9 protein-coding genes and 1 other RNA gene are annotated in these 22,510 nt (G+C 38.9%); 7 read left to right on the forward strand and 3 right to left on the reverse strand.

Annotated features, from left to right (window positions below; translation table 11 throughout):
* The first annotated feature begins 1,112 nt into the window (after window positions 1-1,112).
* From ABW637_RS09340 to ABW637_RS09355, 4 genes are all read left to right on the forward strand, one after another.
* Entirely contained in the window at window positions 1,113-13,895 is a 12,783-nt protein-coding gene (locus ABW637_RS09340; protein ID WP_367584394.1) for a DUF8202 domain-containing protein, read from the forward strand.
* Between the two features lie 69 nt (window positions 13,896-13,964).
* A complete protein-coding gene (locus tag ABW637_RS09345) occupies window positions 13,965-14,858 on the forward strand; it encodes a PorP/SprF family type IX secretion system membrane protein (RefSeq protein ID WP_367584395.1) in 894 nt (297 codons plus the stop codon).
* A 423-nt stretch (window positions 14,859-15,281) separates the two neighbouring features.
* Window positions 15,282-15,938 carry a TrmH family RNA methyltransferase gene (locus tag ABW637_RS09350; protein ID WP_367584396.1) on the forward strand — a complete coding sequence of 219 codons (657 nt, stop codon included), beginning with the start codon at window positions 15,282-15,284 and terminating at the stop codon, window positions 15,936-15,938.
* A 75-nt stretch (window positions 15,939-16,013) separates the two neighbouring features.
* The gene (locus ABW637_RS09355; protein ID WP_367584397.1) at window positions 16,014-16,379 is read left to right on the forward strand and encodes a VOC family protein; all 366 of its coding nucleotides are present in this window, start codon (window positions 16,014-16,016) and stop codon (window positions 16,377-16,379) included.
* 254 nt (window positions 16,380-16,633) lie between these two features.
* Here ABW637_RS09355 and ABW637_RS09360 read toward each other — a convergent pair whose 3' ends face one another.
* The 3 genes from ABW637_RS09360 to ABW637_RS09370 all read right to left on the reverse strand — a co-directional run bounded on the left by ABW637_RS09360 (window position 16,634) and on the right by ABW637_RS09370 (window position 20,595).
* Window positions 16,634-17,398 carry a carboxypeptidase-like regulatory domain-containing protein gene (locus ABW637_RS09360; protein WP_367584398.1) on the reverse strand — a complete coding sequence of 255 codons (765 nt, stop codon included), beginning with the start codon at window positions 17,396-17,398 and terminating at the stop codon, window positions 16,634-16,636.
* A gap of 83 nt (window positions 17,399-17,481) precedes the next feature.
* Complete coding sequence (locus ABW637_RS09365; RefSeq protein WP_367584399.1) at window positions 17,482-19,257, reverse strand: DEAD/DEAH box helicase; 1,776 nt, start codon at window positions 19,255-19,257, stop codon at window positions 17,482-17,484.
* 288 nt (window positions 19,258-19,545) lie between these two features.
* Window positions 19,546-20,595: a glutaminyl-peptide cyclotransferase gene (locus tag ABW637_RS09370; RefSeq protein WP_367584400.1), complete on the reverse strand. Its 1,050-nt coding sequence runs from the start codon at window positions 20,593-20,595 to the stop codon at window positions 19,546-19,548.
* Window positions 20,596-20,682: 87 nt separating this feature from the next.
* On the opposite strand from ABW637_RS09370, the gene ffs reads away from it, so the two are divergent.
* The 3 genes from ffs to fsa all read left to right on the forward strand — a co-directional run bounded on the left by ffs (window position 20,683) and on the right by fsa (window position 22,473).
* Window positions 20,683-20,781: signal recognition particle sRNA small type (ffs, locus tag ABW637_RS09375), an RNA gene on the forward strand.
* A gap of 99 nt (window positions 20,782-20,880) precedes the next feature.
* Entirely contained in the window at window positions 20,881-21,702 is an 822-nt protein-coding gene (locus ABW637_RS09380) for an SDR family oxidoreductase (protein WP_367584401.1), read from the forward strand.
* A gap of 117 nt (window positions 21,703-21,819) precedes the next feature.
* Window positions 21,820-22,473 carry a fructose-6-phosphate aldolase gene (gene fsa / locus ABW637_RS09385; protein WP_367584402.1) on the forward strand — a complete coding sequence of 218 codons (654 nt, stop codon included), beginning with the start codon at window positions 21,820-21,822 and terminating at the stop codon, window positions 22,471-22,473.
* Window positions 22,474-22,510: the final 37 nt, after the last annotated feature.

The following is a 22,510-nucleotide window of genomic DNA, read 5'->3' on the forward strand; positions in this document are numbered from 1 at the left end:
AATTGTTAAATTTGTTTAAGGTTGATGTAATATTGACAATAGTATGGTTTTGCCGTATTTATTATGTGGTTTTGTGTCAGTCTATTTTAACAAATTGTGGCTATATTTAAATGTTGTTTTATGTAGAAAAGACAACCATGTTAAATTAGCGTATAAAAAAGCTTATTTTCTTACCCCACCCTGAGTTTTTTATACGCGATGATTTTTGGTTTTGCAATAGTAGGACCAAGAATAATAAATAATGATCATATAGTATACACAATTCGTCGATTTATAGATATAAATACATAGAATGTCGTCTTGTATACTATCTAAGTATCTTAAGTACGCAACAAACAAACAAAAAAAAATGAAACAAGAATAAACAAATAACTTGATCGTATAGTTTGGGTATTACAACTATTGGTCATAAAAATAACCCCGCAATTGTGAAACTTTGGCGAGCCAACAAAAGCAGGGTCTGAATAACGATTAAAATAAATTAACCATTATGTGTGAACTTTTACCTCTTGTAAAAAGAAATATTTTTCTGTCTTTATATATACATTGTAAAGAAAATCCTCCCTTAAGAAGAAAGTATTTATTACATTTTCATTCATCCCTCAGTTCGAAATATAGGGATTTTAAATTATTTTTTACGGTTTTCCGTAAAATTTTTAATGGTTTATTAACATTTTTTTTAGAATGTTCTTCTCTCATTTATAAGAATTATAACGTACGACTAAATGCTAATATTTTGGTTTATAGGTGTTTTGTACGTTTTTTCTCACCTATCCTTACAAATTTCTCATGTGTTGTTTTACGATACAATAAAGAGAGAAAACCTATGCTAATAGGTAAGGAGTTACGATATCACATACCAAATACAGAGATACTCAAAAGCGAAGCGTTTTCAAAACGAGTAAAGTCAGTGTTTTCTCTTCAGACTTGTCACCCTGAGCCCTTCGATAAACTCAGGACAGGCCTTGTCGAAGTGTGTCACCCTGAGCCTGTCGAAGGGTCAAATACTCAGGACTTCAATCTTCAGACTTGTCACCCTGAGCCTGTCGAAGGGTCAAATACTCAGGAACTCAAGAACCCACCTACTATACAACTACTAAACTAATTGGATTATGAAAAGAAATACGATATATACACTACTAACCACCGTGATGCTCCTATGGATAGGCAGTACATCACTTTTTGCACAAAGCCCGGGAGGAGTTGGTACTACAGATGTTATTTTATGGCTACGTGCTGATGCAGGAGTAACTACTACTGTAGGTAACGAGATTACCCAGTGGGCAGATCAAAGCGGTAATAATAATAATGCTACGCCGCCAAATGTATCTTCTAGGCCTACATTAAACCCTTCAGAGATCAATTTTTTACCAACAGTAGATTTTGATTTTGGTAATCGCTTAGATGGAACTAATCTAGGTCTTAATGGACTTACTGAACATAGTTTCTTTGCAGTATATAAGCATACTCAAAATGTAGCGGGTCAATTCCCAGATTTATTCGATTTTGATGGAACTATAGCTTTTAGCCGTTTTGAAGTGTTCACTGTCGGGGGGCCAGGCGACTCCGATGGAAGAATTGTATATACAGATGGTAATAATGGGTTAGTTTACAGTAATTTAGAAATGACTATCCCAAGATTAATTTCTGTGGTAAGTACTGGAGGGAGCTCTACAGCATATTTAGAAGGAGGAGGAGCTCAAACGGGTCCTGCATCTGGCTTGGTAGCCAACGGTAACTATTCTATGGGTACAGTGGGGCAACTTGATGGTGACTATGCAGAGTTTGTGTTTTTTGATCGACCGGTAAATACAAGTGAGCGTGAAAGGATCGAAACTTACCTAGGACTAAAATATGGTTTTAATGTAAATCACGATTACATCGCTAGTAATGGTGCAAATTTATTCAATTTTGCAGCCTATCCAAATGGCCGTGCTGGTATTGCCAGAGATGATGCTTCAGGATTAGAAACGCGCAAAAGTCGTTCGCAAGAATCGGATGGTGTTCTTATAGGGGCAGTAGGTGACATTGACACCCCTGGAGCGATAACCAATGACCTTTCATTTTTTATATGGGGACACGATGGGGGTAGTATAAATACTACAACTACAACAGACATAACAGCAGGATTTGTATTAGAGCGTTTAGAACGTGAGTGGATTGTGCAATCTACTAATTTCACACAAGAAATAGATTTTCAATTTGATTTAGATGATGCAGCTCCTGTAGTTGTAGATGCTAATGTTTTATTATTAATAGATGAAGACGGAGATGGAAATTTTAATACAGGTACACAAAGAAGCCAATTTGTAACTTCTTTTGATAATACAGCAAAGACTGTCAATTTTGATGATGTTACACTTAATGATGGAGAAGTTTTTACTTTAGTGACAAGAATAGTCTCTCCTGGGGCAGTTTTGGGGTCTAAGTTTTGGTTAAAAGCCAACACAGGTGGTGCAGCCTGGACAGATCAATCGGGTAATGATGTATCTGTAACACCGATTGGATCTCCGGTGGTGTCTTCTAATCTATTAAATTTTAACGACGCAGTTAGTTTCGATGGAACTTCACAATATTACAATCTCGGCAGCGATCTCGGTTTTGATGGCCCTGGTGGCGCAACAGATCATACCATATATGCAGTAATCATCGATGAAAAAACATCTGGTTTTGGAGGGATTTTGGGAGCACAAAATAACAATAGCTCAGAACCACAATTTCTTACCCAGGGAGGAAATCCTAGAAGCATCTATTTTGATGCTAATGGCCCAGCTGGTCCAAGAAATAGTAATGCTAGTGTCCCTCTAAACACTCCAACAATTGTGTCTGCAACCATAGCTTCAGATACTAATTTAGATTATTACTTTAATGGAACTGCGGATGCAAGTTTTACTAATTTTCCAAACGTTTTTGGAGGTAATAATGTTCGTCTAGGAGCCAGTCATTTAAGTGGTAACCCAACATTTTTCTATGATGGTAATATGGCGGAAATTATCGTTTATGAACAATCTACAGCAGCAGACCGAACTAAAATAGAATCCTATCTCGCGATTAAATACGGAATCACGCTTAATAATGGAGCAACAAATTATTTGGCATCAGACGGTACGACACAAGTATGGGCTGTGGATCCAACCTATACCAATGACATCTTTGGTATTGCACGAGATGATGTACAAGGGTTAAATCAGGAAATTTCAAAATCGGTAAATGATGGAGCAGTGCTTACGGTTTCTACCAGTACCGATTTCACTACTGCAAATGATGGATCTAGAACTGATTTATTTGATCAACAATTTCTACTAATAGCTAACGATGGCGGAAGTACCACAGCGACTACAGCTGTTGGTGTACCTGCTGCCTTAGAGGCAAGACTAGAAAGACAATGGAAAGTCAAAAATACGGGTCTGGTGAACAACGGTGGTACAGGTGTAATTAATCTTAGTTTTGATATTGATGCTTCCCCGCTTAGAAATTACCTGCTCATTAGAGACGGTATTGCGCTAACAGGTATAACGCCAACCATTAATGGTGGTAAAGTAGAGTTTGCAAACGTAGGACTAATAGACGGTGCTGTGTTTAGTTTAGGGTTTACACAAATAGCTCCCGGTGATGTAGTGCCTGGTATAGCTCTTTGGTTAAAAGCAGATGAAGGTGCTACCGCAGCACAATGGGATGATCAATCAGGTAGTGGTTTAGATGCAACTGGTTCAAATAACCCAGTACTTACTGCTGATGCATTAAACTTCAATCCAGCATTTACATTTAATGGTACTGATCAAAATTTTACAGGTCCTGCAGGGAATACAGCTTTAAATAGTGATGATGTAACGAGTTTTACTGTTTACATAAACGATGATGTAAGTGGTAGTTTTACATCTCCCTTTACCAATAGATTTTCAAATACAGCGGGTGCCCCCGATGCCGAAGGTATCACGTTTTATAATAATGGTTCGGGAAGAGAGTTTTGGACGGGTACTGGTGCTGGTTCAACTTGGAATATACAATCGGCAGGTAATGTAATGGAAGGTGTTGCTGAAATACTAGGGCTAACGACAACAGGAGGAGTAGGAGCGGTTCAAAATATTTATGTGAATGGAGCTTCGGCTGGTACAGGAACGGGTACAGGAACTCATATTAAACAAACAGATGGTTTCTATCCTTATCGTGTAGGTAGTGGGGATAATTTTGGTGGAACTACTTTTTTCTTTGATGGAAGAATAGCCGAACAAATCGTTTATGCAAGTGTACTTGATGCTACAAGTCGTCAAAAAATAGAATCCTATCTCGCTATCAAATACGGTATGACATTAAATGCTGGAAATACAGCTTATTTGGCTTCAGATGGAACAACAACCGTTTGGCCAGTAGATGCAACCTACAACAGTGATATTTTTGGTATTGCCAATGATGCAGCACAAGGCTTAGACCAACAGATTTCAAAATCTGTCAATACAGGAGCGGTACTCACCCTTTCTACAGATACTAATTTTACAGGAGCTAATGGTACGCATACTTCGTTAACCGATGGGCAGTTTTTAGTAGTAGGTAATGATGGAGGTAGTACTACGACTACGACTGCTACAGGAGTTCCTGCAACCTTAGATGCAAGGCACGAACGTCAATGGAAAGCTGCTAATACAGCAAGTGTAGGAGCGGTAAACTTAAGTTTTGATATCAATGCTAATAATCTACGTACATATGAGTTGATTATCAACGGTGCTGCCAGTGGAATTTCTGGTACAATCAATGGTACGATGGTAGAATTTACAGGAGTGACTTTTACAACAGGTGATATTTTTAGCGTAGGATTTACACAAATAGCTCCTGGTGATGTGGTTCCAGGATTGGCCCTTTGGCTCAAAGCTGATGTAGATGTTACTGGAGGTGCTACGGTTACAGCCTGGGATGATCAGTCAGGTGTAAGTAATAATGCCTCAGCATCTGGAGGTGCAGAACCAGACGCAACAGTAAATACGATAAACTTTAATACATCACTCACTTTTGATGGAACTTCCTTTTTTGATTTAAGTGCAAGTTTAGGATCAGGAAATCAATCCTATAGTTTCTTTGCGGTTGCCAATAGGTCCTCTTCTAGCGGAGGAACTATTCTAAGTCAAGGTGATCTAGGGGTGAATAATAGTGACCTTCGTTTTCAAATGGGCACTAATACCGTCGATAACTGGGTAAGTAATCTATTAACTACTCCGGCACCACCAGATAATATTTCTGGAATGATGAGCTCGATTTATAATAACACTTCAGGACGGGAGATTAGAACAAATGGAGGAACTCTGGCAACAAATGCATCAACCTTACTCAATCTAGATGATGGAATACCAGAAATAGGGCGTACAGTCTCTACTGGTTCAGGTAATTTTAATGGAGATATTGCAGAGGTAATATTCTATAATAATACTGTTGATGCAACACAACGCCAACAAATAGAATCCTATCTAGCTATAAAATATGGGATCACACTTAACAGTGGGACAACTGCTTACCTGGCATCTGATGGAACAACAACCGTTTGGCCAGTAGATGCAACCTACAATAGTGATATTTTTGGGATTGCCAATGATGCAGCACAAGGCTTAGATCAGCAGATTTCAAAATCTGTAAATACAGGTGCGGTCCTAACGCTTTCTACAGACACCAATTTTACAGGAGCTAATGGTACACACATATCGCTGACTGATGGTCAGTTTTTGGTAGTGGGTAATGATGGGGGTAGTACTACGACTACGACTGCTACAGGAGTACCTGCTACCTTAGAAGCACGTCATGAAAGACAATGGCGCGCAGAAAATACGGGAAGTGTAGGGGCTGTCAACTTAAGTTTTGATATCAATGCTAATAATCTACGTACATATGAGTTGATTATCAACGGTGCTGCCAGTGGAATTTCTGGTGCAATCAATGGTACGACAGTAGAATTTACAGGAGTGACTTTTACAACAGGTGATATTTTTAGTGTAGGATTTACACAAGTTGCACCTGGTGATGTAGTCCCTAATTTAGTCCTTTGGCTTAAGGCAAACGATGGCGTCACCGGCAGCAGTCCAGTCACGGGTTGGACAGACGCATCGGGTAACGACACAGTCACAATTAATGGGGTTCCAGATGCGATTACAAATGCTGTCAACTTCAATCCAACGGTAGAATTCCTTACCGGTGCATCGGTTGCAACGCTCACCAACGGGTTTTCAGCAACAGACGCTATCGTTTATGGTGTAGTGCGCCCAAGGGCTAATGGGAGCTTCCGAACATTGGTACAAGGCCCGGTATTCAATACCATGGCCACTATTGAAGGTGGGAGTGATAACTTTGGCTCCTGGGATGGCGCCTTAAGAGATAGCGGAATAGATATCCCTGAAGGGTCAATAGCACTTATCCAGATAGATAACAATGGAGGTACAGAGCAAAGCTACCGTAGCCAGAGTGTACCCTTTGGGCCAATTGCTACAACGGTTAGTGATGTACAGACATTCATTGGTAATAGCTCCACAGGTCAACCGTTTGGTGAAGTGGCAGAGGTTATAGCGTATAGTACTGCATCTCATACACCGCTGCAGCAACAACAAATAGAATCCTACTTAGCCATCAAATACGGGATCACCTTAAATAGTGGTGGTACTGCCTATGTAGATAGTGCAGGCAATACGGTTTGGCCGGTCGATGCAACCTACATTAGTGATATTTTTGGGATTGCCAATGATGTAGATCAGGCACTGGATCAACAAATTTCAAAATCTGTAAATACAGGAGCCGTTTTAACCCTTTCTACAGATACTAATTTTACAACGGCTAATGGTACGCACGTATCCTTGACCGATGGTCAGTTTTTAGTGATTGGTAATGATGGTGCTAGTGGTGCTCCTGGAGATGCTGTTAATACAGACTTAGAAACCACAACCTATTACGAGCGATCTGCCAGAGAGTGGAAAGCAGTCAATACAGGAACGGTAGGAGCCATCAACTTACAATTTGATGGGTATGATGATACCTGGTTATTATTAACGAGAACAGTAGATGGTGATTTTAGTGCCACTACAGGTACTACAGCAACGCCACTTTCTGCAACAGGAACCGTTGCTACGACCTTAACAGGAACGACCTTCTTTACTCTAGCAAGACTAGCCACCAGTATAGAGTTTGAAGCAGCTACGGCAAGTGCAGATGAAAATGCTGCAGTAAGTAACCTACCAAGATTATTAATAGACGGGACTTTAAATGCTGATACAGATATTGATGTAACCATTGCTGCAGGAGCAACTGCTGCTACACTAGGTACAGATTATACCTTTGGAGGGAATACAGCAGCCTTACCACAAACCATTACAGTAACGGTGCCGGCAGGAACGTATACATCAGGGACTCCTGTAGAATGGACATCCTTAACACTTTCTGGCGGCGGAGCAATTACCTTTGCCATCACAGGTGATGCTATTGTAGAGGCAGATGAAACTATAGATTTGACGTTGTCTAATCCACAACCTGGATTGGTAGTACAAAATATAATTGGAGGTGCTTTAATAGATAACCATGTATATACGATCACTAATGATGATACCGCGACAGTAACTATTGCTGCCGATACTGATGCAGACGAAACCACAGCCAGTAGAGTATTTACGCTAACTATGAGTACAGCGGTTTCTACCGATGTGGATGTAAGCTATGCACTAACAGGTACTGCAGCAGATCCAGCGGATTATGATGATGCTACAACAGTAGTAGGAACAGTTACCATTACCGCAGGAACCACTACAGAAACTATTGATTTAACTGTAGTGAACGATACTGAAGTAGAAGTTACTGAAACGGTGATTGCCACACTAACGGCAGCAACTAATAATACTTCTGTTACTGCAGATACGACTCCAGAGACATTAAACATTACAGATGATGACGCAGCAGCCTTAACAATCTCGATCGTTCAGACGACCGATGGAGCAGAAAGTGGTACACCAACCAATGCCCAGTTTACGGTAAGTTTGGATGGTGGAGTGACCAACAATACAGGAGCTGCCATTACCGGTACGATTACCTTAACGGGTACTGCTACGGCAGGCAGTGACTATACCAATGTAACGAGTTTCTCTATCGCAGATGGAGATAGCTCCGTAGTAGTAGATATCCCGGTATTAGACGATAGCGAAGTAGAAGTTACCGAAACAGTAATCGCTACGATCTCTGCACCAAGTGTTGGAGCCGTAAGTGCTACAGATAATGCTACGGCCAATATTACAGATGATGATGCAACGGCCTTGACGATTTCGATCGCTCAGACCACCGATGGAGCGGAAAGTGGTACACCCACCAATGCCCAGTTTACGGTAAGTTTGGATGGTGGAGTAACCAACAATACAGGTGCTGCCATTACCGGTACGATTACCTTAACAGGTACTGCTACGGCAGGTAGTGACTATACGAATGTAACGACCTTCTCCATCGCAGATGGTGATAGTTCTGTAGTAGTAGATATCCCGGTATTAGATGATACCGAAGTAGAAGTTACCGAAACGGTAATCGCTACGATTTCTGCACCAAGTGTTGGAGCGGTAAGTGCTACAGATAATGCTACGGCCAATATCACAGATGATGATGCAACGGCCTTGACGATTTCGATCGCTCAAACCACCGATGGAGCCGAAAGTGGTACACCCACCGATGCACAGTTTACGGTAAGCTTAGATGGTGGAGTCACCAACAATACAGGATCTGCTATTACTGGTACGCTTGCCTTAACCGGTACTGCGACCGCTGGCAGTGACTATACCAATGTAACGACTTTTTCAATCGCAGATGGAGATAGCTCCGTAGTAGTAGATATCCCGGTATTAAACGATACCGAAGTAGAGGTTACCGAAACAGTAATCGCTACGATTTCTGCACCAAGTGTGGGAGCCGTAAGTGCTACAGATAATGCTACGGCCAATATTACCGATGATGATGCAACGGCCTTGACGATTTCGATCGCTCAAACCACCGATGGTGCCGAATCTGGTACGCCAACCAATGCACAATTTACCGTGAGTTTGGATGGTGGTGTAACGAATAACACCGGAGCCACTATTACCGGTACGCTTGCCTTAACAGGTACCGCTACGGCAGGCAGTGACTATACGAATGTGACGACCTTCTCGATCGCAGATGGAGATAGCTCCGTAGTAGTAGATATTCCGGTATTAAACGATACCGAAGTAGAAGTTACCGAAACAGTAATCGCTACGATCTCTGCACCCAATGTGGGAGCCGTAAGTGCTACAGATAATGCAACAGCAAATATCACAGATGATGATTTAGCGGCCTTGACGATTTCAATCGGTACTCCGGTAGATGGTACCGAGGGTACTTCAAATATTACCTATACAGTAAGCCTGGATGGCGGAGTTACTAATGAAACTGGTTCAGCGATTACCGGAACAGTAACCTTAACAGGAACAGCAACCAATGGTACCGATTATACCAATGTAACCACATTCTCAATAGCTGATGGAGCCAATTCTGGAACCATCACGGTTACAGTAACCGATGATACCGATGTAGAAGTAAACGAAACAGTAATTGCAACTATCTCTGCACCAAGTATAGGAGCAATAGGTACAGCCGCTGCCACTGCCAATATTATAGATGATGATGGTGCGGCCTTAACCATTTCGATAGGATCACCAGTCGATGGTACCGAAGGAGGAGCTAATGTTTCGTATACCGTTTCTCTGGATGGAGGAGCAACCAATACAACTGGATCTGCCATTACAGGAACAGTAACCTTAACAGGAACCGCAACCAATGGTACCGATTATATCAATGTAACCACCTTCTCGATTGCTAATACAGCCAGTTCTGGAACGATCACTGTACCAGTAACCGATGATAGTATTGTTGAGGTGAGTGAAACCGTGATTGCCACGATTTCTGCACCCAATGTCGGAGCCGTAAGTGCCACAGATAATGCAACGGCGAATATTCTCGATAATGATACCGCAGGATTAACCATTTCTATAGGATCACCAGTCGATGGTACCGAAGGAGGTGCCAATGTTTCATATACCGTTTCTCTCGATGGAGGATTGAGTAATGGAACCGGAGCTGCCATAACAGGTACAGTTGCCTTAACAGGAACTGCGACCAATGGAACAGATTATACCAATGTGACTACCTTCTCTATCGCAGATGGTGATAGTTCTGTAGTAGTGGATATTCCCGTATTAGATGATACCGAAGTAGAAGTTACCGAAACCGTGATCGCTACGATCTCTGCACCAAGTGTAGGAACGATCAATACGGCTTCAGCGACAGCCAATATCACAGATGATGATGCAGCCGCTCTTACGATCTCTATCGGAAGTCCAGTTGATGGTACCGAAGGCACCTCAAATGTAAGTTATACTGTAAGCCTGGACGGCGGAGTGACCAATGAAACAGGTGCAGCGATCACCGGAACAGTTGCCTTAACAGGAACCGCGACTAATGGATTGGATTATACCAATGTAACCACCTTCTCGATTGCCGATGGAGCCAGTTCTGGAACTATTACGGTTACAGTAACCGATGATACCGATGTAGAAGTAAACGAAACAGTGATTGCCACGATTTCTGCACCCAATGTAGGAGCCGTAAGTGCCACGGATAATGCCACTGCCAATATTATAGATGATGATAGTGCATCCTTAACCATTTCTATAGGATCACCAGTCGATGGTACCGAAGGAGGAGCCAATGTTTCGTATACCGTGTCTCTGGATGGAGGAGTGACCAATACAACTGGATCTGCCATTACCGGAACAGTTACCTTAACAGGAACCGCAACCAATGGTACCGATTATACCAATGTAACCACCTTCTCAATAGCCGATGGAGCAAGTTCTGGAACCATTACGGTTACAGTAACTGATGATAGTGATGTAGAAGTAACGGAAACGGTAATTGCCACCATTTCCGCACCCAATGTCGGAGCGGTAAGTGCCACGGATAATGCAACAGCGAATATTCTCGATAATGATGCAGCAGCTTTAACGATTTCTATAGGTAGCCCGATAGATGGTACCGAAGGCGCATCCAATATAAGTTACACTGTAAGCCTGGATGGAGGATTGAGTAATGGAACAGGTTCAGCGATCACAGGAACGGTTGCCTTAACAGGAACTGCAACCAATGGATCGGATTATACCAATGTAACCACCTTCTCAATAGCTGATGGAGCAAGTTCTGGAACCATTACGGTTACAGTAACCGATGATACCGATGTAGAAGTAAACGAAACCGTGATCGCTACGATTTCTGCACCAAGTGTAGGAGCCGTAAGTGCCACGGATAATGCAACGGCCAATATTATAGATGATGATAGTGCATCCTTAACGATTTCTATAGGATCACCAGTCGATGGTACCGAAGGAGGAGCCAATGTTTCGTATACGGTTTCTCTGGATGGAGGAGCGACCAATACCACTGGATCTGCCATTACAGGAACGGTTACCTTAACAGGAACCGCAACCAATAGTACAGATTACACCAATGTGACTACCTTCTCGATAGCCGATGGAGCAAGTTCTGGAACCATCACCGTAACCGTAACAGATGATAGTGATGTAGAAGTAAACGAAACCGTGATCGCTACGATTTCTGCACCCAATGTAGGAGCCGTAAGTGCCACGGATAATGCAACGGCCAATATTCTCGATAATGATGCAGCAGCTTTAACCATTTCTATAGGATCACCAGTCGATGGTACCGAAGGAGGAGCCAATGTTTCATATACCGTTTCTCTGGATGGAGGATTGAGTAATGGAACCGGAGCGGCCATCACCGGTACAGTTGCCTTAACAGGAACTGCGACTAATGGATCGGATTATACTAATGTAACTACCTTCTCTATTGCCGATGGGGCCAGTTCTGGAACGATCACTGTACCAGTGACTGATGATACTGATGTAGAAGTAACGGAAACTGTAATTGCCACGATTTCAGCACCAAGTGTAGGAACGATCAATACGGCTGCAGCGACAGCGAATATCAATGATGACGACTCAGCAGCTTTAACAATTTCTATCGGAAGCCCGGTTGATGGCACCGAAGGTGGCGCAGCTATTTCGTATACAGTTTCTCTCGATGGAGGAGTTACCAACACTACTGGAGCAGCGATCACAGGAACAGTTGCCTTAACAGGAACAGCGACCAACGGATCAGATTATACCGATGTAACCACTTTTTCGATTGCAGATGGAGCCAGTTCAACAACAATTATAGTAACAGTTACCGATGATACCGAAGTTGAGGTAACAGAAACGGTGATTGCCACCATTTCTGCACCCAATGTCGGAGCGGTAAGTGCTACGAATAGTTCTACAGCAAATATTATTGATGATGATGACATTAGTGTTACCGCAACAGGTACAATGATTAGTGCTGCCGATGGTGCAGCAGTAGCCAATGGTATAGAAACTGAAACCATTACAGTACAGTTAAAAGATGCTGTAGGCAATGATCTTACAGGGGCAGGAATTAATGTAACCTTTGCGGTTACAGGAAGTGCCGTACTGTCATCGACAACGGCAGTTACAGATGCAAATGGTACAGCCACTATAACAATTACCAGCGCTGTTGCAGAAACCGTAGATGTGACCGCAACTATTGATGATGATAATGATGGAGGAACTACTGCAGAAGTGGCTATTCTAAATGGAAGTCCGGCACAAGTTTTATTTACATCTGATGCTCCGGATCCAACAAATGCGAATACAACAATTATAGCAACAGGACCTGTTCCTGCAAATGGAACAGATGTATCGACAGTAACGGTGCAGTTAGCTGATTCTAACGGTAATTTACTTACTACTGGAGGTGAGACTGTTGCATTAAATGTTTCTGGAAATGCTGTGCTCGTAAGTGGAGTTACAGATAATGGAGATGGAACATATACGGCTACCTATAGTAATTTATTAGTGGAGTCGGTAACGATTACCGGTACTTTAAATGGAGCCGCTATAAGTAATAACGCTACAATTAGTTTCATTTTAGATACAGATCCTAATTGTACAGTAAACTGTGATACCGATAGTGATGGTGATTGTGATCTAAATTGTGATACCGATGGCGATGGGGATTGTGATCTGAATTGTGATACCGATGGCGATGGTGATTGTGATCTAAATTGTGATACCGATGGTGATGGCGATTGTGATATCAATTGTGATACCGATGGAGATGGTGATTGTGATCTGAATTGTGATACCGATGGTGATGGGGATTGTGATCTGAATTGTGATACCGATGGTGATGGGGATTGCGATGTGAATTGTGATACCGATGGCGATGGTGATTGTGATCTGAATTGTGATACTGATGGCGATGGTGATTGCGATGTGAATTGTGATACCGATGGTGATGGTGATTGCGATGTGAATTGTGATACCGATGGCGATGGTGATTGTGATCTGAATTGTGATACCGATGGTGATGGTGATTGTGATCTGAATTGTGATACCGATGGCGATGGGGATTGCGACCTCAATTGCGATACCGATGGTGATGGTGATTGTGATTTAAATTGTGATACCGATGGTGATGGTGTTTGTGATGTGAATTGTGACACTTTCGGATCTTTAGAAATCAATCAAGGATTCTCTCCTAATGGTGATGGTGTTAATGATACCTGGATAATCGGAGGGATCGAATCTTTTCCTAACCACGAGGTTAAACTTTTTAATCGATGGGGTATTGAAGTATTCTCTGCAATTAACTATCAGAATGACTGGAACGGAGTCTCTACAGGAAAACGAGTCCTTGGAGGTTCGAGAGATAGGTTGCCCACAGGGGCTTATTATTATGTGATCGAGACAGGAACCACTGAAGTAGCACCTTTTACAGGTTGGATATATATAAACTATTAAATGATATGTAATTAACGAGAGGATGAACATCTTGTCATCCTCTCTATAAAAACAACAAAATATAAGCAAATGAAAAATTTAAAAACTATATTTTTTGTACTAGCACTATCATTTGTAGTACAAGCAACAGCTCAACAAGATCCACATTTTAGTCTCTATAAATATAATATGAATATTATATCACCAGCCTATGCAGGTACTAATGGAAGCCTAGAAGCTATGTTTGGTGTTCGTAGTCAATGGGTGGGTATACCAGATGGCCCTGAAATCCTTAATTTTAATATAAACTCGCCCATAGGTAAGAATGTTGGAGTAGGGTTGAGCATTGTTAATGATCAGGTTTTTGTTTTAGAAGAAACACATTTATATGCCGACTTTTCTTATAAAATACAGGTAGGTAACGATTTAAATTTATATGCAGGTGTTAAAGCAGGAGGAACATTTTTAAATGTTGATCTTAATGCTTTAGATATTGATGATGATCCTCTATTTGCAGAAAATGTAAGCAATTTTAATCCTAATATAGGGGTAGGTTTCTATTTGAAAGCACCTCAATACTATGTTACTGTATCAGCTCCGTCTTTACTCAAAAATGATAGGTTTGAGAGAGAAGGGGTTGTTCCGGTATCGGCTAGTGATGATGTATCCTTTTTCTTAGGAGGAGGAGGTGATTTTGTAATTAGCAGATCGCTTGATAATACATTTAAGTTACGTCCATCTACGTTAATAAGAGCAGTAAATGGATCTCCTATATCTATCGATCTCACCGCATCGGGAGTGTTTAATGATCGTTTCGAACTGGGAGCAAACTATCGATTAGATGAAAGTGTTACTTTCTTTATTACCGCTGGCTTTATAGATAGTGTGCTTCATTTTGGATACGCATACGAGTATACCACTACCGATGTGGGTACATATAATAATGGAACTCATGAAATCATAATGAAACTAAAACTAAAATAATGGGCTATGGATTAATAATATAAACTGATTGTACTATGTATAATTAGTTGTACGATGCATTTTGACGATGTGTTTACTTAAACCCCCTGTTGTTAGGGGTAATTTCGGGGGGTTTTAAATTTAGATTGTAGTTATAAAATATAAGTTGCTTGTTATTTGAATAAGCAGCTATAAAGATGCATTTGACGATGTGTTTACTTTAAACCCCCCGTTATTAGGGGTAATTGCGGGGGGTTTTCTTTTAGAAAGAATAATTAAATCATAAATTTTTAAGTGTTTGTCAATCTAACTAAATGATGATTAAGTTCAATTCTTATTATATCGTTTAGTTTGGTTATTAGGATTGAAGCTAAGCTGCCTTTTGTGATTGAGGCAGCTTTTTTTATATCAAAAAATAGGAGATGTTTTTATATTTTAGCTTTTATGTTAGATGTAAAACTTATAGAATATTTAGAATCATTCCTCACTCCAAGACGGTTAGGTTTGTATGAAAAGGTGTTAAGCCAAAGAACCAATCATTTTACTGTGGCTATCGAAGATGTATATCAGTTGCACAATACCAGTGCTGTAATACGAAGTTGTGATGTTTTTGGGATTCAGAATGTACATGTGATTGAAGAGGTGAATATAAAACGTATCGATAGAGAAATCGCTATGGGTGCCCAGAAATGGGTAGATGTTAATAGATATCCAACCACTAACGAATGTTTAAAAAAACTAAAGAATAAAGGGTATCAAATTGTCGCTACAACTCCTCATGATGATTCTAAAGTATTGCAAGATTTTGATGTAACAAAGCCTTCTGCTTTTTTCTTTGGGAGAGAACAGCAGGGATTAAGTGATGAAATTCTTGATGCTGCAGACTGCAAGTTACATATACCGATGGTAGGCTTTACAGAAAGCCTTAATATTTCTGTTTCTGCTGCTATTATATTACAACATGTTACTTCAGAATTAAGGAAAACGGATTTGGTATGGCAATTATCAGACGAGGAAAAATTACAGAAACGCATGGAATGGGCTAAGAAGGTGATCAAAAGTCATGAGCAGATTATTGCCAGATATCATGAAAATAAGTAACTTTCTAACACTTAACACTTAACACTTAACACTTAACACTTAACACTTAACACTTAACACTTAACACCTAACATTATGATTACTTGGTTCGAAATTCCGGTTACAGATATGGCTAGAGCAAAAACATTTTATGAAAAGGTTTTTGATATCGAAATTAGTTTACAAAAGATGGATGAAATCCAGATGGGATGGTTTCCTAATAAAAATCAAACAGGTATCGCCACTGGCACCTTGATTTATGCAGGAGAGCATTATAAACCCAGTAACGATGGGGTACTAATATATTTCTCTTGTGATGATGTAGCTGCTGAAATAGGCAGAGTAGAAGCTGCAGGAGGTAAAGTCGTTTCTGATAAAAAACAAATCTCTGAAAGTAATGGGTATATGGCCTACTTTGTTGATTCTGAGGGCAATCGAATTGCGCTTCATTCTTCGAAATAAATTAATGTAAATTTGATATAAGAAAATCACGTCAGTTCGAGTGCTTAGACTTTAGGATAAGTGTATCGAGAACAGTGATTTTTAGATCAAAAAATCAATTCTCGATACTATTTTTTTACTTCGTTCCAAAAACCACTCCTTTAGATTTGTTCAAGTAAAATTAGCAATTTAAAAACGGAAAAGATACATTATCAAATAACTCGTATTGAAGGTTTTTTGAATTTTAGAGTATTTACATCGAAACTTATGCTGAATTATTTCCTATCTAAAATCTTATACTCTTCATAACATTCACTAATGGCATCTAGTATTTGAAGATCATTAGCAAATTTTATAAAATCGGCAGAGTAATTACAATTTCTAAGAATCTCATCAATATCTAAACGATCTACTTGAAGAAGAGCCATCAAAGTAGCACGATCAAATTTGGTCTCAAGAAGGTTTCTGATTTTATCATCCTTCTTCATCTTACGAAGCTTACGTAACTCTTTGGATCGTTTACTAAATGTATTGTATAAAAAATCTGCAGGATTAAATATAGCGCCAAGTACTTTATTCACAGCTCCCGGTTGTTTGCTACCACCTTCATAACCAGAGTTTAATCCAGAAATACTATAGCGGTAATTATTATACACCGGGATTCGTTTTGCATCAATTTCTAGGTATCCGGTGAGTTGCACATCGGCTACGACTACTTCCTCTAAGGCTATACCCAGTTCGGTTATTTTAATTTTAACATCACCAAACTTGATCCAGTCATTAGTTACTCGAACTCTTAGAGGTTTATATCCAATATATGAAAAGTATAAGGTATCGTTTACTTTTGCCTGAATAGAAAAATCTCCTTCTTCATCGGTAATAGTACCAATCACCTGGCTAAGATTTACGATATGTACATTCTCGAGTTTCTGATCGGTAGATGCGTTCAGTACTTTACCGCTTACAATATCAGTGTCATCAACCTGTGAGTAAGTTGTTATACCTACAAATAATAATATGTATAATAGTATTCTTTTCATATAATGTATATGACGTTCAGTTTATAGTATAATAACATAAAAATCGCGCCAAAAATCATAGTACATTAAAATCATACTTTGATTTATCTGCGATCACTACGTTTTCTACGATCTCTTCCTCTATCACCGCCGCTTCTTTTTCCTCTATCTTCGTTAGAATCAAAGCGTTTTTTACCTTTTGGTTTAAATCCGTCGCTTCTACGTTTTCCTTTAAAACCACCACCGCCATTATCTCGACGACGACGACCTCCTCGGCTACGACCAGAATCTTTAGAAATTTCTACATTAACCTTTCTTCCATCCATTTTGAAATCTTCAAAAATAGATAGCACTTTTTCTTGATATTCTGAACTGGTATTAAAGAAAGAAAAACTTTCTTTAACATCTACGCGGCTAAGCGAATCACTTCCTAGTTCTAAGACTTCTTTTAGGAAATCTTTTAAGGTCATCCAATCAAATCCATCTTTTTCTCCTACATTAATAAAATAGCGAGTACTACCATTACTATCATAAGAACCGCCTTCTCTATCTCCACCAGAAGCATTAAGATCTCTGGATTTTTTATAATAATTATGAAAGCGAGAAAATTCAACCGAAAAGAATTTTTTGATCAATTCTTCTTTAGAAAATTCTTCTAAAACTTCGTTAATTGAAGGTAAATAGCTATCGATTTCATGATTTATTTCTGCTTTTCCAATATCGCTTGCCAAGTGAAATAATTGAACCTGACAGATTTCTTCACCACTAGGAATTTCTTTTTTCTCAAAGCTTTTCTTAATGATTCGCTCAACAGATTTAATTTTTCTTATCTCACTTTTAGAAACAATTACCATAGAAACACCACTTTTTCCTGCACGTCCCGTTCTTCCGCTTCGGTGTGTATAGGTTTCTATCTCATCTGGTAATTGGTAGTTAATAACATGCGTAATGTCATTTACATCAATTCCACGAGCTGCTACATCGGTAGCAACTAACATTTGTATTTGTCGATTTCTAAAGCTTTTCATTACCAAATCTCTTTGGTTCTGACTTAAATCTCCATGCAAAGCTGCTGCATTGTATCCGTCACCAATAAGATTTTCTGCTACTTTTTGTGTATCTCTTTTAGTACGACAAAAAACTACAGAAAAGATATCTGGATTAGCATCTGACAATCGTTTTAGAGCAGCATATCGATCTCTAGAATTTACTACATAATATTCGTGAGATACGTTTTCTGATCCTGTATTTTTATGACCAACAGTAATTTCGACCGGGTCATGCATAAAACGTTTTGCAATAGCAGAGACTTCTCTTGGCATGGTTGCAGAGAAAAGCCATGTACTTTTTTCTTGTGGGGTATGCGATAAAATAGCATTAATATCCTCATAGAATCCCATATTAAGCATCTCATCGGCTTCATCCAGCACACAATAATCGATATTGGTAATGTCTACCATTTTACGATTAATCATATCTTGCATTCGACCAGGAGTGGCAACAATAACTTGCGCTCCTCTTTTTATCTGCTTTGCTTGTTCTGTTATACTTGCTCCACCATAAATCGCAACCGTATTAAGTCCCGGGATAAATTTAGAGTAGTTCTTAAGTTCATTGGTAATTTGTAGGCATAACTCACGAGTAGGAGAGAGTATTAATCCTTGGGTTATTCTACTTTTACTATCTATTTTTTCGATTAAAGGGAAACCAAAAGCTGCAGTTTTTCCAGTTCCGGTTTGTGCAAGAGCTACAATATCTGTATCCTTGCTAAGTAAAATAGGAATGGCCTTTTCTTGTACCTCACTCGGGGTTTCAAACCCCATGTCATTCACCGCCTTTATGATGGCTTCTCCTAGGCCTAATTCTTCAAATTTGTTCATATAAATAAAAATAAGCCGCAAAGGTACGGTTTATTATCCGTCTATTACAATAACGAGGTAGTTATTATAGTGTTGCAAAATAACGAATAACGAATAGCGAATAATGAATACAGGATATTGTATATTGAACTGTATTGATATTTTTTTTACATTTTTTTTGAGGATTGAATAATTAAAGGTAGAAAGTTAAGGGCAATATTGATTAAGGTTGGTGTTTGCATATGATATTTTTAAATTCCCTCAAACCTCAAACCTCAAACCTCAAACCTCAAACCTCAAACCTCAAACCTACTTAATGACTTCAATTTCAAATAGTTTATCCCAGTTTTTACCAGTCACAAACAACTGTTTTGTGTCCTTTTTATACGCTATACCATTAAGAACATCTAAATCCTGATGCTGGCTTACTTTTTTTCGTAATCCCGAGAGGTTAATAACGGCTTCTAAAGCCCCATTTTTTGGGTTGATAATAGCAATTCCGTCTTTTTGCCAGGTATTGGCATAGATTTTACCATCGATCCATTCTAATTCATTAAATTTAGATTTTACACCTTTATTCGTGGTGACCTCTATATATTCTTTTTCTGCCAGTGTTTTTGCATCAAGAATCCATATTTTCTCGGTACCATCACTTTTATAAATATGTTTCCCATCATTACATAAACCCCAGCCTTCTTTACTTTTATTATAAGCAAAATTGCCTGTTTTTTTCATAGAGTCTAAGTCGTAGATAAATCCTTCTTTTGCAAGCCAGGTGAGTTGAAAAACTTGATCATTTAAAATGGTGATTCCTTCTGCAAAATATTCTTTAGCTACTTCCGTCTTTTTAAGAACTTCTCCTGTCTTGTAATTTACTTTTCTTAATGAAGATTTTCCTTTTTTTCCTGTACTTTCATATAGAGTGTCTTTATAGAACTCTAATCCTTGGGTAAAAGCTTGCTTATCATGAGGAAACTCTGCAATAATTTTATAAGAATATAGCTTAGGTGATTTGTTGTTTAAGAATGTAATTTTCTTAGTAATGGTGTCTACATTTCCATTATAAAATACCCGAGCTTTTAAAATGTTATGTCCCAGTCTTTCATCATCAATTTTTTCTTCATAATTATGATCGACTTTAGAAGAAGTTGTTTTGTTGTTTAAAATATAGGTAACAGAATCAATGACAATATCTTGTTTGTTTTTTATAGTAGCTTTTAATGTTTCTCCGAGCTTAAATATGGTTTGATTATTTTCTGTTTGTATAGAAAAATATTTTTTTTTCTTCTCTTGGTTGCTTCCGCAGGAAAAAAGGGTTAAGCCTAATATAATGATGATTAAGGAGTTATAGATCTTCATTTTGATAATTTAATTTAGAGCAAGATATTTATTTTAATTGGGTTTAAAAAATCATTGTTTTATCTACTAAAGATCGTATCTTTGCAGCGGCAAGTCCTACACAACTAGCTCCTGTTGAATCCTCCAGGGCGGGAACGCAGCAAAGGTAGACGGTTGTAGCAGTGTGATGTAGGTAGCTTGCCTTTTTTTGTGCCCTATATTTTGGGAAATATATACTCAAATATTGTCTGATAAATCTAAATTCTTTAGTCCAGATTCGTAAATCATAATTGTATATTTGCGGATATGAGTTCAGATCAAAATCCAACAATCATTTTAATTACAGGAGGATCCTCGGGAATAGGAAAATCTATAGGTACATTTCTAACCGATAAGGGCTATATCGTTTATGGTACTAGTCGTAATCCTGAAAAATTCACAAACTTTAAGCCTTTCGAACTTCTTCAGTTAGATGTTGCTGATACCAATAGTATCTCATCTGCCATCAAAATAATTGAAGATAAACACGGGAGACTAGATGTGCTCATTAATAACGCCGGTGCGGGAATTATGGGACCCATAGAAGAAGTGCCCGAAGAAGAGATTGTAAAAAACTTTACAACCAACTATTTTGGACCCATAAATGTTACTAAAGCGGTATTACCTTTAATGCGAAAACAAGGAGAGGGCTTGATTATTAATATAACTTCTATTGCGGGTTATATGGGACTTCCGTACAGGGGGATTTATAGTGCTTCTAAAGCGGCATTAGAAATCACAACCGAAGCATGGCGAATGGAGTTGAAAGCTTTTAATATAGAAATGACAAATGTTGCTCCTGGTGATTTTGCTACCAATATTGCAGCAGGGCGCTATCATGCTCCTGTAGTAAATGGTTCTCCTTATGAGAAAATCTATGAGAGGACTTTACAACTAATGAATGATCATGTTGATGCAGGTAGTGATCCTATGGAGATGGCAAAAGTTGTATTTAATATTATAAAAACTAAAAGACCAAAAGTTCGTTATAAAGTAGGCGCATTTATGCAGAAATTCTCTATCGTTTTAAAACGAATTTTACCAAGCAAGGTATATGAGAAATTGTTGATGAATCATTACAAATTATAATCTCTTTTACTTGAAGAAATAATTTTATATTCAATTAACGAAAGATCTTATTATTCCACGATGATTATTTTTATATTCGTGCTCTGATTAAAAGACATAAAATTTAAACACAACAACATGAAATTTTTTATTGATACTGCAAACCTTGATCAAATTAAAGAAGCTCAGGATCTGGGCGTACTTGATGGGGTAACTACAAATCCATCTTTAATGGCAAAAGAGGGGATCACGGGTAAAGAAAATATTATAAATCACTATAAAAAGATATGTGAAATTGTAACCGGTGATGTGAGTGCAGAAGTTATTGCTACAGATTATGAAGGCATCATTAAAGAAGGTGAAGAGTTAGCGAAACTCCACGATCAAATTATTGTTAAAGTACCTATGATTAAAGATGGGGTTAAAGCAATTAAATACTTTAGTGATAAAGGTATCAAAACGAATTGTACTTTAGTTTTCTCTGCAGGCCAAGCATTACTGGCAGCTAAAGCGGGAGCTACTTATGTTTCTCCGTTCATCGGACGATTGGATGATATTTCTACAGATGGACTTAATCTTATTGCAGAGATTAGGTTGATCTATGATAATTATGGTTTCGATACTCAGATATTAGCAGCTTCAGTAAGGCATACAATGCATGTAATTGATTGTGCTAAGATAGGAGCAGATGTGATGACCGGACCGCTTTCTTCTATAGAAGGATTGCTTAGACATCCATTAACTGATATTGGTTTAGAAAAATTCCTTGCAGATTATAAAAAAGGAAACTAAAATAAATATTTTTTAAAGCATAATAAAGCTACTGTCT

It is taken from the genome of Aquimarina penaris, assembly GCF_040786285.1.
Classification (GTDB): Bacteria; Bacteroidota; Bacteroidia; order Flavobacteriales; family Flavobacteriaceae; genus Aquimarina.

What these genes read in the sequence shown, in the direction of transcription:
- ABW637_RS09340 (WP_367584394.1), top strand. Translation starts at nt 1,113, where the DNA reads ATGAAAAGAAATACGATATATACACTACTAACCACCGTGATGCTCCTA.
- ABW637_RS09345 (WP_367584395.1), top strand. Translation starts at nt 13,965, where the DNA reads ATGAAAAATTTAAAAACTATATTTTTTGTACTAGCACTATCATTTGTA.
- ABW637_RS09350 (WP_367584396.1), top strand. Translation starts at nt 15,282, where the DNA reads ATGTTAGATGTAAAACTTATAGAATATTTAGAATCATTCCTCACTCCA.
- ABW637_RS09355 (WP_367584397.1), top strand. Translation starts at nt 16,014, where the DNA reads ATGATTACTTGGTTCGAAATTCCGGTTACAGATATGGCTAGAGCAAAA.
- ABW637_RS09360 (WP_367584398.1), bottom strand. Translation starts at nt 17,398, where the DNA reads ATGAAAAGAATACTATTATACATATTATTATTTGTAGGTATAACAACT.
- ABW637_RS09365 (WP_367584399.1), bottom strand. Translation starts at nt 19,257, where the DNA reads ATGAACAAATTTGAAGAATTAGGCCTAGGAGAAGCCATCATAAAGGCG.
- ABW637_RS09370 (WP_367584400.1), bottom strand. Translation starts at nt 20,595, where the DNA reads ATGAAGATCTATAACTCCTTAATCATCATTATATTAGGCTTAACCCTT.
- ABW637_RS09380 (WP_367584401.1), top strand. Translation starts at nt 20,881, where the DNA reads ATGAGTTCAGATCAAAATCCAACAATCATTTTAATTACAGGAGGATCC.
- fsa (WP_367584402.1), top strand. Translation starts at nt 21,820, where the DNA reads ATGAAATTTTTTATTGATACTGCAAACCTTGATCAAATTAAAGAAGCT.